Source organism: Zoogloea sp. (assembly GCF_041904905.1).
GTDB lineage: Bacteria > Pseudomonadota > Gammaproteobacteria > Burkholderiales > Rhodocyclaceae > Zoogloea.
In genome coordinates, this window is record NZ_JAYRMI010000083.1 from 1 (window position 1) to 16154 (window position 16154).

At 70.3% G+C, this 16154-nt stretch carries 11 protein-coding genes; 8 read left to right on the forward strand and 3 right to left on the reverse strand.

Going from position 1 to position 16154, the window contains the following annotated elements:
- The 3 genes from ACE3N6_RS17015 to mtnA form a co-directional block, all read right to left on the reverse strand.
- On the reverse strand, window positions 1-3935 hold a 3935-nt coding region (locus ACE3N6_RS17015), incomplete at its 3' end, for a response regulator (protein WP_374246996.1).
- 6 nt (window positions 3936-3941) lie between these two features.
- The gene (locus tag ACE3N6_RS17020) at window positions 3942-4619 is read right to left on the reverse strand and encodes a class II aldolase/adducin family protein (RefSeq protein WP_374246997.1); all 678 of its coding nucleotides are present in this window, start codon (window positions 4617-4619) and stop codon (window positions 3942-3944) included.
- A 21-nt stretch (window positions 4620-4640) separates the two neighbouring features.
- The gene (gene mtnA, locus ACE3N6_RS17025) at window positions 4641-5699 is read right to left on the reverse strand and encodes an S-methyl-5-thioribose-1-phosphate isomerase (protein ID WP_374247006.1); all 1059 of its coding nucleotides are present in this window, start codon (window positions 5697-5699) and stop codon (window positions 4641-4643) included.
- A gap of 117 nt (window positions 5700-5816) precedes the next feature.
- On the opposite strand from mtnA, the gene ACE3N6_RS17030 reads away from it, so the two are divergent.
- The 8 genes from ACE3N6_RS17030 (at window position 5817) to ACE3N6_RS17065 (ending at window position 15293) form a co-directional block, all read left to right on the forward strand.
- The gene (locus ACE3N6_RS17030) at window positions 5817-6977 is read left to right on the forward strand and encodes a pyridoxal phosphate-dependent aminotransferase (protein WP_374246998.1); all 1161 of its coding nucleotides are present in this window, start codon (window positions 5817-5819) and stop codon (window positions 6975-6977) included.
- 30 nt (window positions 6978-7007) lie between these two features.
- Window positions 7008-7274 (forward strand): PP0621 family protein, encoded by a 267-nt coding sequence (locus tag ACE3N6_RS17035; RefSeq protein ID WP_374246999.1) that lies wholly within the window; start codon window positions 7008-7010, stop codon window positions 7272-7274.
- Between the two features lie 9 nt (window positions 7275-7283).
- A complete protein-coding gene (locus tag ACE3N6_RS17040; RefSeq protein WP_374247000.1) occupies window positions 7284-8879 on the forward strand; it encodes a PAS domain-containing sensor histidine kinase in 1596 nt (531 codons plus the stop codon).
- Window positions 8876-10249 (forward strand): sigma-54-dependent transcriptional regulator, encoded by a 1374-nt coding sequence (locus tag ACE3N6_RS17045; protein WP_374247001.1) that lies wholly within the window; start codon window positions 8876-8878, stop codon window positions 10247-10249. Before ACE3N6_RS17040 ends, ACE3N6_RS17045 begins: the two co-directional genes overlap by 4 nt.
- Complete coding sequence (locus tag ACE3N6_RS17050) at window positions 10249-13638, forward strand: ATP-binding protein (protein WP_374247002.1); 3390 nt, start codon at window positions 10249-10251, stop codon at window positions 13636-13638. Before ACE3N6_RS17045 ends, ACE3N6_RS17050 begins: the two co-directional genes overlap by 1 nt.
- The gene (locus ACE3N6_RS17055) at window positions 13631-14566 is read left to right on the forward strand and encodes a response regulator (RefSeq protein WP_374247003.1); all 936 of its coding nucleotides are present in this window, start codon (window positions 13631-13633) and stop codon (window positions 14564-14566) included. The genes ACE3N6_RS17050 and ACE3N6_RS17055 overlap by 8 nt, the downstream gene beginning before the upstream one ends.
- A gap of 110 nt (window positions 14567-14676) precedes the next feature.
- Window positions 14677-14952, forward strand: coding sequence for a type II toxin-antitoxin system Phd/YefM family antitoxin (locus tag ACE3N6_RS17060; RefSeq protein WP_374247004.1), 276 nt, complete (start codon window positions 14677-14679; stop codon window positions 14950-14952).
- Entirely contained in the window at window positions 14952-15293 is a 342-nt protein-coding gene (locus ACE3N6_RS17065; protein WP_374247005.1) for a type II toxin-antitoxin system RelE/ParE family toxin, read from the forward strand. Before ACE3N6_RS17060 ends, ACE3N6_RS17065 begins: the two co-directional genes overlap by 1 nt.
- The last annotated feature ends 861 nt before the right edge of the window (window positions 15294-16154 follow it).

Below are 16154 nucleotides of genomic sequence, written 5' to 3' on the forward strand. Positions count from 1 at the left end.
ATGGGCAGGGCGGCGAGGCGGGTGTCCTGGCGGATCAGGCGGGTGGCTTCGAGGCCGTACATCTCGGGCATCTGGAGATCCATCAGCACGGCGTCGAAGGCGCCGGGGCCGGCGGCCTGGAGGGTGTCGACGGCGATGCGGCCGTTGTCGGCAAGCTGGACGCGGGCGCCGTGCTTCTCGAGGAGCACCTGGGCGATGTGCTGGTTGATGTCGTTATCCTCGACCACCAGCACGCTGAGGCCGGCGAGCTGGCGTGCGGGGTCGGCCACCTGGAGGGCGGCCACGCTCTGGGCGGCGCGCATCCCGAAGGCGCCGACGATGGCGTCGAGGAGGGTGGAGGCGGTGGCGGGCTTGTGGAGGTAGCCGTCGACGCCAGCCTCGGCGGCCTGGCTGGCGATGTGGTCCTCGCCGTAGGCGGTGAGCAGGATGACGCTGGGCGGGGCGGCGAGGTTGCGGTCCTGTTTGATGCGCCGGGTGGCTTCGATGCCGTCCACCTGGGGCATGCGCAGATCCATCAGGACCAGCCCGTAGCGGTCGCCACCGTCGGCCCGGCGCACGGCGGCGATGGCTTCGGCGGCAGAGCCGACGGCTTCGGTGCGGAAGGGGAAGTTGCCCAGCAGGTGCAGCAGCACGGTGCGGGCCACCGGGTGGTCGTCCACCACCAGCACCCGCAGGCCGTCCAGCAGGCCGGGCAGCACCTTGGGGGCCTGCTCGCCGGCGAGGTCGAAACGGGCGCTGAAGCGGAAGGCGCTGCCCTTGCCGGGGGTGCTGTCCACCTGGATGGTGTCGCCGCCCATCAACTCGACCAGGTGGCGGGCGATGGACAGGCCCAGGCCGGTGCCGCCGAAGCGCCGCGACATGGAGGTGTCGGCCTGGGAGAAGGCTTCGAACAGCCGGTCGAGCTGGGGGGCGGTCATGCCGATGCCGGTGTCGCGCACCTCGAAGCGGAGGGTGGCCCGGTGGCTGTTGCGTTCGACCACGCCGACCCCCAGGCGGATGTCGCCGGCGTCGGTGAACTTGGCGGCGTTGCCCAGCAGGTTGGTGAGCACCTGCCCGAGCCGCAGGGGGTCGCCGACCAGCTGCTGGGGCACGTCGGGGGCGACTTCGAGGATCAGCTCGAGGCCTTTCTCCTGGGCCCGCTGGGCGATGAAGGTGATGACGTGGTCGAGCACCTGATCGAGGGTGAAGGGGGTGTGCTCGAGGTTGAGCTTGCCGGCTTCGATCTTGGAGAAGTCGAGGATGTCGTTCACCACCCCCAGCAGGGTGGTGCCGGAGGCCTGGATCTTGTCGAGGTAGTCTTGCTGGCGGGGGTTGAGCCCGGTGCCCTGGCACAGGTCGGTGAGGCCGATGATGGCGTTGAGCGGGGTGCGGATCTCGTGGCTCATGTTGGCCAGGAAGCGGGCCTTGGATTCGGCGGCCTCCTCGGCGAGGCGTTTGGCCTCGCGCAGGGTGGCGAGGGTCTGGCGATGCACCGCGAGGTCTTCGAGCACCCACACGCAGTGGGTGATCTCGCCGCCCGGGCTGTCGCCGGTTTCGGTGAGGCCGCTCACCGAGATGCCGACCCACATGGTGTCGCCGTTCTTGCGTCGCAGCTGGCATTCCCGCCCCCACACCGATGCGGCCTTGAGGGCGTGCCATTGCTCGGTGTGGAAGTCGAAGCGCTGGCCGCCGGCGTCCACCAGATCGGGCAGGGTGCCGGCCAGCTCGGGGGCGGTGTAGCCGGTCTCGCGGCACAGGCGCGGGTTGGCGTACTGGATGGTGCCGCCGGGCCCGGTGATGGCCAGCATGGTGGGGCTTTGTTCGATGGCCAGGGAGAGGGTGCGCAGGTCGCGCTCCGCGGCCTTGCGGCGGGTGATGTCGTAGCACCAGCTGATGAGGGCCGGGCTGCCGCGGAACTCGATCATCTCGATGGTGACGAGCACCCACAGCGGGGTGCCGTCGGCGGCGCGGAATTCGAGTTCCTGGTCGCGCACGGGGTGGCCGTCGCGCAGTTGCACGAGCACCGCGTCGGCCGCCGCGGGGCTGCGGAACCAGCTCACCACCGGGCGTTTCATGAAGTCGTCCAGGGTGGTGCGGGCGACTTCGGCGGCGCGGCTGTTGGCGAACACCGGGTTGCCGCCGGGGCGGGTGATGATGACCGCGATGGGGCTCGATTCGAGGATGCGGCGGCTCCACTCGTCGGCGGCGCGGGCTTCGCGCTCCGCCTCCTTCTGGGCGGTGATGTCTACCAGCACCCCGACCAGCCCGCCGGGTTCGCCGCTGGCGAGGCGGAAGCTGCTGACCCAGTAGAGGGTGTCGTGCTCGGTGCCGTCGGCGAAGGGCAGGCGCATCTCTTTGTGGAGGGTGCCGTCGCTGGCGATGGTGTTGAGGTCGGCCTGGTAGTGGACGGCGCGCAGCTCGGGGGGCAGGAAGGGTAGATCCCGGACGGTCTTGCCGAGCAGGAAGGCGCGGGTGGTGCCGAAGGCTTTCTCGTAGGCCTGGTTGCAGCCCAGGTAGCGGGCGTCGGGGCCCTTGTAGAACACCGGGTTGGGCAGGGAGTCGAGCAGCACCTGGACGAACAGCAGCTGGTCGGCCAGGGCGGTGCTCTTTTCGGCGAGCTGGCTGGTGCGCTCGGTGACCTTCTCTTCAAGCTCGGCGCGGCTGCGGTCGAGGGCGCTGGCGGCGCGGCTCAGGTGCTGGCGCATCCGCTCGTGGGAGTCGGCCAGTTCGGCGATCTCGCGCCAGGGGGTGACGAGGGGTTCGGAGGGCGGGGTGAGGTCGAGGCGGCCGATGCGCTCGCTCTGGCCGATGAGGGTGGTCAGGCTGGTTTCGATGCGCCGCCCGAGCTGGCGGGCGATGCCGGCGGTGATGGCGATGCTGAGCAGGACGAGCCCGATCAGCACCGGCGCCACGTCCTGCAGGCGGGTGGGGATGAAGTCGTTCTCCCGGGCGAAGCCGCCGATCCACCAGTGCTGCTGGCCCAGGTTGAGGGGCACGAACTGGGCCAGCCAGGTCTCGTCCTCGTTCTCGAAGCGGAGCACTTCGGCGCTGGGGCGGCCGGCCACCAGCCACTGGGCGTAGCCCCGGGTGAGGAAGTTCACGTCGAGTTCGGCGGCCGGGCGGAGGGCGGCCTCGCGCCGGTCGGCGAGGTTGGCGAAGCGGGGGAAGCGCGGCAGGCCGATGACCTCGCCCTTGTCGGACAGGACCGCGCTGCCGCCCCGCTCGCCCACCGGGGAATCGACGGTGAGCCGGGACAACTCGGCCAGCTGAAGATCGAAGGCGACGATGTAGCGCTTGCCGTCGGCGGCGGTCCAGCGGATGAAGGCGGTGATGCCGGCGTCGCCGGTGGTGAAGAAGCGGTAGGGGGCCGTCCAGCCCACTGTGCCGTCGTCGGCCGGCAGGGCCAGGGCGGCCTCGAACCAGGGGCGGGAGCGGGGGTCGTAGCGGGGCAGCTTCCAGGTGTCGGAGAGCAGCGCGCCGCCCTTTGACCAGTATTGCCAGCGGCTGCCGCGGTCGGCCGCGCCGGGCTCGGTGATGCGGTTGTACCAGCCGTTGGGGTCGCGCAGCACCAGCAGTTCGCGGCCCTCGGCGGTGGCCAGGTGGATCGACGAGATCTGGCTGTCGCCGGTGAGCAGCGGGGTCAGCATTGCGTTGAAGCCCGGGATGTCGTCGAGGCGCAGGCTGCCGTTGAGGCCCCAGCTGCGCACGGTGCGGAGCTGGGTTTCGATACGGCGGAAGTTGCGCTCGGCCTCGGACTGGACCTGGGTGACCGCCAGATCGAGCCGGGTGCGGGCGAGGGACTGGGTGGCCGGGACGACGATCAGGAACTGGATGGCCGCGCCGAACACGACGATGCTGGCGCAGAAGATCAGCAGCATCCGCCACAGCAGGCTGCGCACCAGCCGCGCCGGGGGGCGGCGGGGGGCGATGGCGTCGTCGGGGGCGGTGCCGGACATGGGGGCTCAGGCCGGGCCGGATTCGGCGGGCGGCACGGCGGCGGCCGGGCGCGGCTGGCCGTAGGTCTTGAACAGGGCGATGACTTCTTCCATCTCGGGGCCGGACAGGATGTGCGGCTCGCCCAGCTGGCAGGCCCGCCAGTATTGCTCGCAGAGGGTCTCGAACTCGACCGCCAGGGCCAGGGTGCCGCGCAGGTCGCCGCCCAGCGTCAGCATGCCGTGGTTGGCGAGCAGGCAGGCGCGGCGGCCGTCGAGGGCGGCGATGGCGCCGTCGGAGAGGGCCTGGGTGCCGAAGGTGGCGTAGGGCGCGCAGCGCACGTTGGCGCCGCCGAAGCGGGCGATCATGTAGTGGAAGGCCGGAATGGGGCGGCGGTGACAGGCCAGCGCGGTGGCGAAGGGCGAGTGGGCGTGGAGCACGGCGCCCACGTCCGGCCGGGCGGCGAGGATGTCCCGGTGGATGCGCCACTCGGACGAGGGGGCAAAGGGGCCGTGCCAGCTGCCGTCCATGGCCATCAGGGCCATGTCGTCGGGGCCGAGTTCGTCGTAGGCGCGGCCGGTGGGGGTAATCAGGAAACCGCGGCTGCAGCGCACGCTGGCGTTGCCGGCGGTGCCGGCGTTGAGCCCGCACCGGGCCATCTCCCGGGCGGTTTCCAGGAGGCCGGCGCGCAGGACGTTCTCGTTCATGACCACTAGCTCCGATCTGGATCAGCGATGTTCGATGGTGGCGAGGCGGTCGGCGGCGAACACGCCGAACTCGCAGATTATGCCAGCCAGAAGCCCGGCGGGCGTGACATCGAAGGCCGGATTGCAGGCCGGGGTGGTGTCGGCGGCGATGCGGATGTGGCTGGGGGCGCCGTCGTCGTTGAGGCCGTGGATCAGGCGCACCTCGTCGGCGCTGCGCGCTTCGATGGGGATCGACCGGCCGTCCGGGCAGGCGAAATCGACGGTGGAGCGGGGCGCGGCGATGTAGAAGGGTACGCCGTGGGCGCCGGCGGCGAGGGCCTTGAGGTAGGTGCCCACCTTGTTGGCGCTGTCGCCGTTGGCGGCGATGCGGTCGGCGCCGGTGATGACCAGATCGACTCGCCCCTCGGCCAGCAGCCAGCCGGCGGCGTTGTCGGCGACAAGGGTGTGGGGCACGCCGGCCCGGGCCAGTTCCCAGGCGGTGAGGAGCCCCTGGTTGCGCGGGCGGGTCTCGCTGACGAAGACGTGTACCGGGATGCCCGCGGCGTGGGCGGCGTAGATGGGCGCCAGCGCGGTGCCGTGGCCGCAGGTGGCGAGCCAGCCGGCGTTGCAGTGGGTCATCAGCTGGAGCGGGCGGCCTTTGGTGCGGGCCAGGGCGTCGAGGATGGCCTTGCCGTGCTGGCCAATGGCGGCGTTGGCGGCGGCGTCGCCGGCGCGGATGGCGTCGGCGGCGGCCCAGGCGGCGGCGGCGCGCGCGCTGGGGGGCAGGGGCGCGAGGGCCTGCTGCATGCGGTCGAGGGCCCAGTGGAGGTTGACCGCGGTGGGGCGGGTGGCGCGCAGCACGGCGTCGGCCTGGGCGAGGGCGGCGTCGGAGGCGTCGGCCTTCAGCGCCAGGGCCATGCCGAAGGCGGCGGTGGCGCCGATCAGCGGCGCGCCGCGCACCTGCATGTCGCGGATGGCGACGGCGGCGTCGGCGAGGGTGTCGAGGCGGACGAAGCGTTCGGTCCAGGGCAGGCGGGTCTGGTCGAGGATGACGACCTGCTCGCCGTCCCGGGCGAGGGTGGGGCAGTGATCGGACACGATGGGGCGATGTCGAGGGTGGGTGAAGGGCGGATTGTATCGGGGCGCGGCTGGCCGGCGGGGGCGCCATCTGCCAGAATCGCCCGGCTTTGTCGTGTCGGCCCTGCCCGGAGTGAGTGTATGCCCCGTTTTCCCGCGCCTGTCCCGTCCCGTCTGCCCAATGTGGGCACGACGATCTTCACCGTGATGTCGCGTCTGGCCCAGGCGTGCGGGGCGATCAACCTGTCCCAGGGTTTCCCGGATTTCAGCGCCGAGGACGTGCTCTTCGAGCGGGTCGCCCACTGGATGCGCGCCGGTCACAACCAGTACGCGCCGATGGCCGGGGTGCCGGCGCTGCGCGAGGCCATCGCGGCCAAGGTGGCGGCGCTGTACGGCACCGCCTACGACCCGGAGGCCGAGATCACCGTGACCGCCGGGGCCACCCAGGCGCTGTTCACCGCGGTGGCGGCGCTGGTGCATCCGGGCGACGAGGCGATCGTCTTCGAGCCGGTGTACGACTCCTACGTGCCCGCCATCGAGCTGGCGGGCGGCGTGGTGAAGCGGGCCCGGCTGTCGGCCCCCGACTACCGGCCGGACTGGGCCGCGGTGCGGGCGCTGGTGTCGCCCCGCACGCGGATGGTGATGATCAACACCCCCCACAACCCCAGCGGCACGGTGTGGAGCGCCGACGACATGCGGGCGCTGTGCGATCTGGTGCGCGGCACCGGCATCGTGGTGGTGGCCGACGAGGTGTATGAGCACATCGTCTTCGACGGCCGGCGCCACGAGAGCGCGGCCCTTTACCCGGAGCTGGCCGAGCGCAGCGTGATCGTGTCGAGCTTCGGCAAGACCTACCACGTGACCGGCTGGAAGGTGGGCTACGTGCTGGCGCCCCGCGAGCTAATGGCCGAGTTCCGCAAGGTGCACCAATTCAACGTGTTCACCGTGAACACCCCGGTGCAGCTGGCGCTGGCCGACTACATGATGGATGCCTCGCGTCACCTGGGGTTGGCGGCCTTCTATCAGGCCAAGCGGGATGTCTTCCGGGCCGGGCTGGCCGGGACGCGCTTCGAGCTGCTGCCGTGCACCGGCACCTACTTCCAGACCGTCCGCTACGGGGCGATCGCCGATCTGCCCGACACCGATTTCGTGCAGTGGCTCACCCGCGAGGTGGGCGTGGCGGCCATCCCCCTGTCGGCCTTCTTCGGCGACGGGCGCGACGAGCGGGTGATCCGCTTCTGCTTTGCCAAGCGCGACGAGACGCTGGAGGCGGCTTTCGAGCGGCTCCGGCGCTTCTGCTAAACTCGGGCGCTTACCGCTGGAGCCTCCACCGTGCGCAACCTTCTTCTGTTCATCCTGTTCCTGATCGGCCTTTACTACGTGCGGCGCGCCCTGCGCCGGCCGGGCGCCCCCGGGCCGCAGGCGGGCCGACAGGACGACGACGGCGGGCCCCAGCAGCGCGGCGCCCCGCCGGCCGAGATCGAGCAGATGGTGGCCTGCCTGCGCTGCGGCCTGCACGTGCCCGAGAGCGAAGGCGTGCGCGGGGCCGGCGGTTTCTACTGCTCCGAGGAGCACCGTCGTCTCGGCCCCCGCGGCTGACCCCGCCCGGTGAAGCCCGAGCAGCCCCCGCGGGACGCGGATCTGGCCGACGACTTCAGCCGCTCCGAGCCGCTGCGCTACCTCAACCTGTTCCGCCTCACCCTCGCCGGGCTGTTCCTGGTGGCGGGGCCATCCCTCAACCTGGGCAGCGATTCGCCCACCATCTTCTTCGGGGTGTCCTTCGCCTACGTGGCGGCGGTGCTCAGCCTGGGCTTTCCCGACGCTGCCCGGCTGCTCGGGCACAACCGGCTGGTCACCGTGCAGGTGCTGGTGGATGTCACCTCGCTCACCCTCATCATGTGGGCGAGCGGGGGCTACCGCAGCGGCATCCCGATCCTGATCCTGATCGCCCTGGCCGGGGCCGGGCTGGTGGGGCAGGGGCGGATGGTGCTGTTCTACGCCGCCTACGCCACCGTGGCGGTGTTGCTGGAGAACATGTTCCGGCTGCTCTCCGGGCGCGAGACGGTGGACTTCTTCACCGTGGGCATCACCTGCATCGGCTTCTTCGCCATCGCCCAGGTGGCGCGCCTGCTGGCCCTGCGGGCCATCGCCAACGAGAACCTGGCCCGCCAGCGGGGGGTGGATCTGGCCAGCCAGCTGCGCCTGAACCGCCAGATCATCCAGGACATGCAGGACGGCGTGCTGGTGGTGGGCGAGGGGGGCGTGGTGCGCCAGTTCAACCCCCAGGCCGTGGCGCTGCTGGGGGCCGACCTGCGCGAAGGGGCCAGCCTGGGCGAGCACGCCCCGGCGCTGGAGCGCGAGCTGCGCCGCCGCGCCGAGCAGGGCGATTCGGCCCACAGCCTGCGCGCCGACGGCAGCGGCAAGGTGCTGCTGGCCCGCTTCCTGCCGGCCGGCGAGGCCAACGAGACGCTGATCTACCTCGAAGACTTCGACCGCATCCACCGCCAGATCCAGCAGGCCAAGCTGGCTGCGCTGGGCCGGCTCACCGCCAGCATCGCCCACGAGATCCGCAACCCGCTGGCCTCCGTCTATCAGGCCGCCGAGCTGCTGCGCGAGGAGAAGCGCGGCGAGATGCAGGCCCGCCTGATCCGCATCATCGGCAACAACGCCCAGCGCATCGACCGCCTGGTGGCCGACGTGCTGGCCCTGGGCCGGCGCGACGAGGCCCTGCCCGAGGCGCTGCCCCTGGCCGAGTTCGTGGATGAGTTCATCGAGGAGTTCGCGGTGGCCGAGAACGGCGGGCGGGACGTGGTGGACAACCGCGTGCCCACCGGCCTGGAGATGGCGATGGACCGCGCCCACCTGCGGCAGATTCTGTGGAATCTCGTCGGCAACGCCCGCCGCCATTGCAGCGGGGGGCCGGCTTCGGTAAAAATCGAGGCCGCGCTGCGCGATGATGGCCGGGTAGCGCTGGATGTGTCCGACGACGGCCCGGGGATCCCCGAGGAGCTGCGGGCGCAGGTATTCGAACCCTTCTTCACCACCCACTCGAAAGGCACCGGCCTGGGGCTCTACATCTCGCGGGAACTTGCCGAAGCCAACGGCGCGGTGCTCGAACTGTGCGCCATCGCGCCGGCCGATGCCCAACCCCCTGCCGCCCTGCCGGGTGCCCATTTCCGGATCATCGGACGCGTTAAACCATGACCCAGACCGAAAGACGGGCCCGCTCCAGCGGCCCGGACGTGCTCATCGTCGACGACGAGGACGACATCCGCGAACTGCTCGAACTGAGCCTGCTGCGCCTGGGGCTCGCCAGCGACGGCGCGGCCAACCTGGCCGAGGCCCGGGCGTTGCTGGCCCAGAAGCGCTACCGCCTGTGCCTGACCGACATGCGCCTGCCCGACGGCGACGGCCTGGAGCTGGTGCGCCACATCTCCGAAACCGTGCGCGACCTGCCGGTGGCGGTCATCACCGCCTTCGGCAGCATGGACAACGCCGTCACGGCGCTGAAGGCCGGGGCCTTCGACTACCTCTCCAAGCCGGTCTCCATCGATCAGCTGCGGGCGCTGGTCAAGTCGGTGTTCTCGGTGTCGGGCAAGGAGGGCGAGGGCGGCAAGAAGGACACCTCCAGCCTCACCGGCTCGTCCCCGGCGATGGTGCAGGTGCGCGCCCTGATCGAAAAGCTCGCCCGCAGCCAGGCGCCGGTGTTCATCTCGGGCGAATCCGGCAGCGGCAAGGAGCGCGCCGCCCGCATGATCCACGATCTCGGCCCCCGCGCCGCCGCCCCCTTCGTGGCCGTCAACTGCGGGGCGATCCCCGAGAACCTGATGGAGAGCGAGTTCTTCGGGGCCCGGAAGGGCGCCTTCACCGGCGCCGACGCCGACCGGGAAGGCTTCTTCCAGGCCGCCCACGGCGGCACCCTGTTCCTCGACGAGGTGGGCGACCTGCCGCTGCCCATGCAGGTCAAGCTGCTGCGGGCGATCCAGGAGAAGAAGTTCCGCCGCCTGGGCGACACCGCCGAGACCGCGGTGGACGTGCGCATCCTCAGCGCCACCCACCAGAACCTCAAGGCCATGGTGGAGGCCACCCGCTTCCGCCAGGATCTGTTCTATCGCCTCAACGTCATCGAGCTGCGCATGCCGCCGCTCAGGGAGCGCGCCGAGGACATCCCCCAGCTCGCCGAGATCCTCCTCGCCCGGCTCTCCGAATCCTCCGGCCTGCCGCCGGTGCGCCTTAGCGAAGGGGCGCTGCGGGCGCTCAAGGGCTACGCCTTCCCGGGCAACGTGCGCGAGCTGGAGAACGTCCTGGAGCGGGCGATGGCCCTGTCGTCCGGCGAGTTCATCGAGGCCGACGACCTGCTCCTCGACCCCTCCGACATGGGCGACGCCAGCCCCGCGACGCCAGCCGCCCCGGGCGGCGCCGACCTGCAGGACTACCTCGATCAGGTAGAGCGCCACGCCATCGCGGAGGCCCTCGAGAAATCCGGCGGCAACCGCACCGCCGCGGCCCGGGCGCTGGGGGTCACCTTCCGCTCGCTGCGCTACCGGCTCGAACGGCTGGGCATCAAGGAGTGATGGACAGCGAGCCGGATGCCGTCCAGCGGGTCGTCAAGATCCGCCGCGACTACAACACCTGGGTCGCCCGCGAAACCATCGAGGACTACGCCCTGCGCTTCACCCCGCGCAGCTTCCGGCGCTGGTCCGAGCTGCGGGTGGCCAACACGGCGTTTGGCGTGGCGTCCTTTCTGGTCCTGGAGGCCGTGGGCGCCACCCTGCTGGTGGATTACGGCTTCCTCAACGCCCTGTGGGCGATCCTCGCCACCGGGCTCATCATCTTCCTGGCGGGCCTGCCCATCAGCATCTACGCCGCCCGCTACGGGGTGGACATGGATCTGCTCACCCGCGGCGCGGGCTTCGGCTACATCGGCTCCACGCTCACCTCGCTGATCTACGCCTCCTTCACCTTCATCTTCTTCGCCCTCGAGGCGGCGATCATGGCCTACGCGCTGGAGCTGGCCTTCGACATTCCGCCGGCCTGGGGCTACCTGCTGTGCGCGGTGGTGGTGATCCCGCTGGTCACCCACGGGGTCACGGCCATCAGCCGGCTCCAGTCCATCACCTTGCCGCTGTGGGTGCTGATGCTGGTGGTGCCCTACGTGTTCGTGTTCGCCGCCCGGCCGGGCATCCTCCCGGAGCTGGCCGGCTACGGCGGCGAGCGCGGCGTGGGGGCGGGCTTCAACCTGCAGGCCTTTGGCGCCGCCCTCACGGTGGGCATTGCCCTCATCACCCAGATGGGCGAGCAGGCCGACTACCTGCGCTTCATGCCCGAGAAGACCGCGGCCAACACCCGCCGCTGGTGGGCCGCGGTGCTGGTGGGCGGCCCCGGCTGGGTGCTGCTGGGGGTGGTCAAGATGCTCGGCGGGGCGCTGCTGGCCTATCTGGCGATCAGCAACGCGGTGCCGGTGCTGCGGGCGGTGGACCCGAACCAGATGTACCTCGCCGCCTACGAATACGTCTTCCCCGATCTGCGCTGGGCGGTGGCGGCCACGGCGCTGTTCGTGGTGATCTCCCAGCTCAAGATCAACGTGACCAACGCCTACGCCGGCTCGCTGGCGTGGTCGAACTTCTTCGCGCGGCTCACCCACAGCCACCCGGGGCGGGTGGTGTGGGTGGTGTTCAACACCGCCATCGCGCTGATGCTGATGGAGCTGGACGTCTTCCAGGCCCTGGGCCGGGTGCTGGGCCTCTACGCCAACGTGGCCATCGCCTGGATGATGGCGGTGGTGGCCGATCTGGTCATCAACAAGCCGCTGGGCCTGTCGCCGCCGGGCATCGAGTTCAAGCGGGCGCACCTCTACGACGTGAATCCGGTGGGCGTGGGGGCGATGGGCATCGCCTCGCTGCTGTCGGTGGCGGCCTGGGCGGGGGCCTTCGGGCCGGGGCCCCAGGCCTTCTCGGCGCTCATTGCGCTGGTCACCGCCTTCGTGGCCTCGCCGCTCATCGCCTGGGCCACCGGCGGGCGCTACTACCTGGCCCGCCAGCCCCACGCGGCCACCGGCAACGGGCGCTGCGCGATCTGCGAGCGCGAATACGAAGCCGACGACCTGGCCCACTGCCCGGCCTACCAGGGCTCTATCTGCTCCCTGTGCTGCTCGCTGGACGCCCGCTGCAACGACCTGTGCAAGCCCGACGCGCGGCTCTCCGCCCAGTGGGCCGGGGCGATGCGCCGGGTGCTGCCCGAAGCGGCGTGGCCTTACGTGGAGAGCGGCCTGGGCCACTACCTGCTGCTGATGGGCGTGCTGGCGCCGGCCCTGGCGGTGCTGGTGTGGCTGCTCTACCAGCAGGGCATCCAGCTGCTCGGCACCAATGGGGCGGAGGCCGTCGAGGCGCTGCGTCTGGCCTTCATCAAGGCCTACATGAGCCTGCTGCTGGTGAGCGGGCTGGTGGTGTGGTGGCTGGTGCTCACCCACAAGAGCCGGCAGGTGGCGCAGGAGGAATCCAACCGCCAGACCAGCCTGTTGATGCGCGAGATCGAATCCCACCGCCGCACCGACGAGCAGCTCCAGCGGGCCAAGCAGGCGGCGGAGCTGGCCAACCAGGCCAAGAGCCGCTACATCACCGCCATCAGCCACGAGCTGCGCACGCCCCTCAACAGCATCCTGGGCTACGCCCAGATCCTCGACGGGGACGACGCCATCCCGCCCCACCGGCGCCAGGCCATCAACGTCATCCGGCGCAGCGGCGACCACCTGCTGTCGGTGATCGAGGGCACCCTGGACATCGCCCGCATCGAGGGCGGCAAGCTGGCGCTGGATGTGAAGCCGCTGGACTTCAAGGATTTCCTCCAGCAGATCGTCGGGATGTTCGAGGTGCAGGCCCGCAACAAGGGCCTCGCCTTCCGCTTCGAGCCCATCGGCGAGATCCCGCCGGTGGTGCGCGCCGACGGCAAGCGGGTGCGCCAGATCCTCATCAACCTGCTGGGCAACGCGGTGAAGTTCACCGCCAAGGGTGCGATCTGCCTGCGCCTCGCCTACCGCATGGAGATGGCCACCTTCGAGGTGGAAGACACCGGCCCCGGCATCTCCCAGGCCGAGATCGAGCGCATCTTCGACCCCTTCTCCCGCGGCGCCGCGGCCCAGGGCGCGGGCGGCGCCGGGCTGGGCCTCACCATCAGCCGGATGTTCGCCGACGTGATGGGCGGCGAACTCACCGTGAAGAGTACGCCCGGCGTGGGCAGCACCTTCCGGGTGCGCCTCTTCCTGCCCCAGGTGCGCGGCGAGCTGGCCGCCCGCGAGCTGCCCCGCAACCGGGTAGGCTACCGGGGCGAGCGGCGGCGCATCCTGGTGGTGGATAACGAACGGGTGGACCGGGAGTTCCTCATCACCCTGCTGGAGCCCCTGGGTTTTTCGCTGGCCCAGGCCGCCAACGGGCAGGAGTGCCTGCGCGTGCTGCCGCGCTTCAAGCCCGATCTGGTGTTCATGGATCTGGCGATGCCCGGCATGGACGGCTGGGAGGTGGTGCGGCGCATCCGCGCGGGCGAGGGCGGCGCCGACATGGCCGCGGCGCCGGTGGCCATCATCTCCGCCAACGCCTACGAGCGCGGCCTGCATGCCGACGACAACGACCTCGCCATCGGCCGCAACGACTTCTTCCTCAAGCCCGTGCAGGTGGCCGAGCTGCTCGACTGGATCGGCCGCCGGCTGGGCCTCGAATGGCTCGAAACCCAGCAGCCCGACGCCCCGCCGCCGCTGCCCTCCAACACCGTCTATCCGCCGCCCGAGCTGATCGCCGCGCTGGCCGAACAGGTGGAGCTGGGCTACGTGAAGGGCATCCTGCGCCGGCTCGACGAAATCGAAGCCCTCGACGCCGCCTACGCGCCCTTTGTGGCCGAGCTGCGCGAGCTTACCCGCAACTTCCGCCTCGACGCCATTCCGCCCCTGCTGGATAAAGCCCGCCATGCCTGATTTCGACCGGCTCAGTTCCGATCTCGTGCTGATCGTGGACGACATCCCCGAGAACCTCTCGCTCCTACACGACGCCCTCGACGAGGCCGGCTACACCGTGCTCGTCGCCACCAACGGCGAATCGGCCCTGCAGCGCGCCCGCCACAGCGTGCCCGACGTGATCCTCCTCGACGCGGTGATGCCCGGCATGGACGGTTTCGAGGTGGCCCGCCGGCTGAAGGCCGATTTCACCACCCAGCACATCCCCATCGTGTTCATGACCGGCCTCACCGAAACCGAGCATGTGGTGGCGGCCTTCGACGCCGGCGGCGCCGACTATGTCACCAAGCCCATCCGCCCCCAGGAAGTGCTGGCCCGCATCGCCGCCCACATGCAGAGCGCCCGCCTGATGCGCCAGGCCCGCAGCGCACTCGATGCCTTCGGCCAGGCCACCCTTGCGGTGCAGCCCGAGAGCGGCCGGCTGGTGTGGCAGACGCCGCTGGCCCGCAAGCTGCTGGGCGACTACTTCGGCAGCGACGACGACGTCGCCCCCCAGGCCGTGCGCGCCTGGATCGCCGAATCCGCCAAGGCCCGCCGCGACGGCCTCGCGTTTCCGCCCCTCACCATCGGCCGCGGCGCCAAGCGCCTGCTGTTCACCCTCCACGAGCGCGCCGGCGAAGACGAATGGCTGCTGGCCCTGCGCGAGGAATCCGACACCGCGACCATCGAAGCCCTGCAGACGGCCTTCCGCCTCACCACCCGCGAGGCCGAAGTGCTCTACTGGGTCATCAAGGGCAAGACCAGTCCCGACATCGGCGAGATCCTGGGCTCCAGCCCCCGCACGGTGAACAAGCACCTGGAACACGTCTTCGCCAAGCTCGGCGTCGAAAACCGCACCGCCGCCGCATCGGTGGCGATGGCGCGGATCAGGATGGGGGGCGAGGGGTAGGCGGGGCACGATCGAACCGCGGCCCGACGAGAGCTGCAGGCCAGTTCGACGACCTTGTTGAAGGACTATAAAAAGACTACATTAGGTCCATTTGTTTTCGGGGCACGGCCATGCGCTATTCATCTCAAGTCAAGCCAATCAGCTACCTCAAGGCCAACGCCGCCGAGGTCTTGACACAGCTCGCCGAACAGCGGGAACCCCTCGTCATCACCCAGAACGGTGAAGCCAAGGCGGTTCTGCAGGACGTCGCCTCGTTTGAAGAGACGCAGGAGACGCTGGCCCTGCTTAAGATACTGGCCCTGGGCACCCAGGAGGTGGCGGCTGGCAAGGTCAAGCCGGTAGCCGATGTCGTCGCCCGCCTGCGCGCGAAGCGGGCCCCGACCTGATGGCTGGCACACCTGACCGATTCGAGGTTCTGCTCACGGAAGGCGCAGAGCGCGACCTGGAGTCCATCCACGACTACATCGCCGAGTTTGACTGCGTGGCCAACGCCAACTACGTGCTGGATGCGCTGATGGACGTGGTGGCGTGCTTGTCGACCTCCCCCGAGCGCGGCAGTTACCCGAAGGAATTGCTTGGCCTCGGCATCAAGGAATTCCGCCAGACCTTCTTCAAGCCCTACCGCGTGATCTACCGCGTCATGGGCCGCCAGGTCATCATCCACCTGATCGTCGACGGGCGCCGCGACATGCAATCGCTACTGACCCGCCGCCTGCTGGGCGCTTGAGTCGGTAGCAGACCGGCAGGGCAGGAGGCGGCGCGGCGCGCAGATGGGCAGGCGCAAGCGGAGCGCGCCGGCCAGGCTGCGGGCGGTGACGCCGGCGGGGGCTTGCGGGGCTGAGGGCGTGTCGTGCGCGATGCCGGGCCAGGGGGGCTTGGCGTGGGGCGGTGCTGGCGCGGTGGCGTGTGCGGGGTGCAGGGGGGGCGGCGCGGTGTGCGGGTGGGTGCGCCGGGTGTTTTGGGGGCGGTTTAGGTTTTGGGGTGTGTCGGGCCAGGATGGCCGGGCGTCGTGCCCGGCTGGGGTGGCGCCTTGTGGGATTGTAGTGGTGTGATTTCAAGTTGTGGTGGCGCCCATTCGGGTTGAATGGGCGCCATTTTTATTTGTGGTGTCGCTATGACAGGTTGAAATATTGCCGTTTCTAGTTGGAGTGTTGCGATGTGAACGTATCTGGATGCCGTGGAGTGCTAAAACGATGCCGCTTTAGATTGGAACGGCAAAATTCTGGTACAGAAATTTATCCATCCAGATTGCACGCCTGACCATTGATGCTGCAGCGGTGCCGTTCTGACATGGATGGGTGACGTGGGGGATCGGTAGAGGTTCGTGCAAGGGGGGCCGGGTGTCGTGGGCGCGGAGAACGCCTTCGTGCAAGGAGGGCCGGATGTCGCAGATGCGGGGAACGCCGTCGTGCAAGGGCTGCGGGGTGTCGCGGGCGCGGCGAAGGCGTTCTCGCACGGGCTGGAGGAGGTCGCAGAGGTGGCGAAGGCCTTCGGGCATGGGCTGCGGGGTGTCGCAGACGTGGGGCGCGCCGTCGGCTGTGGGGGGCAGGGTGTGGGGCGAGGCGGGTGCGGGGGGGTGGAGGGGGGC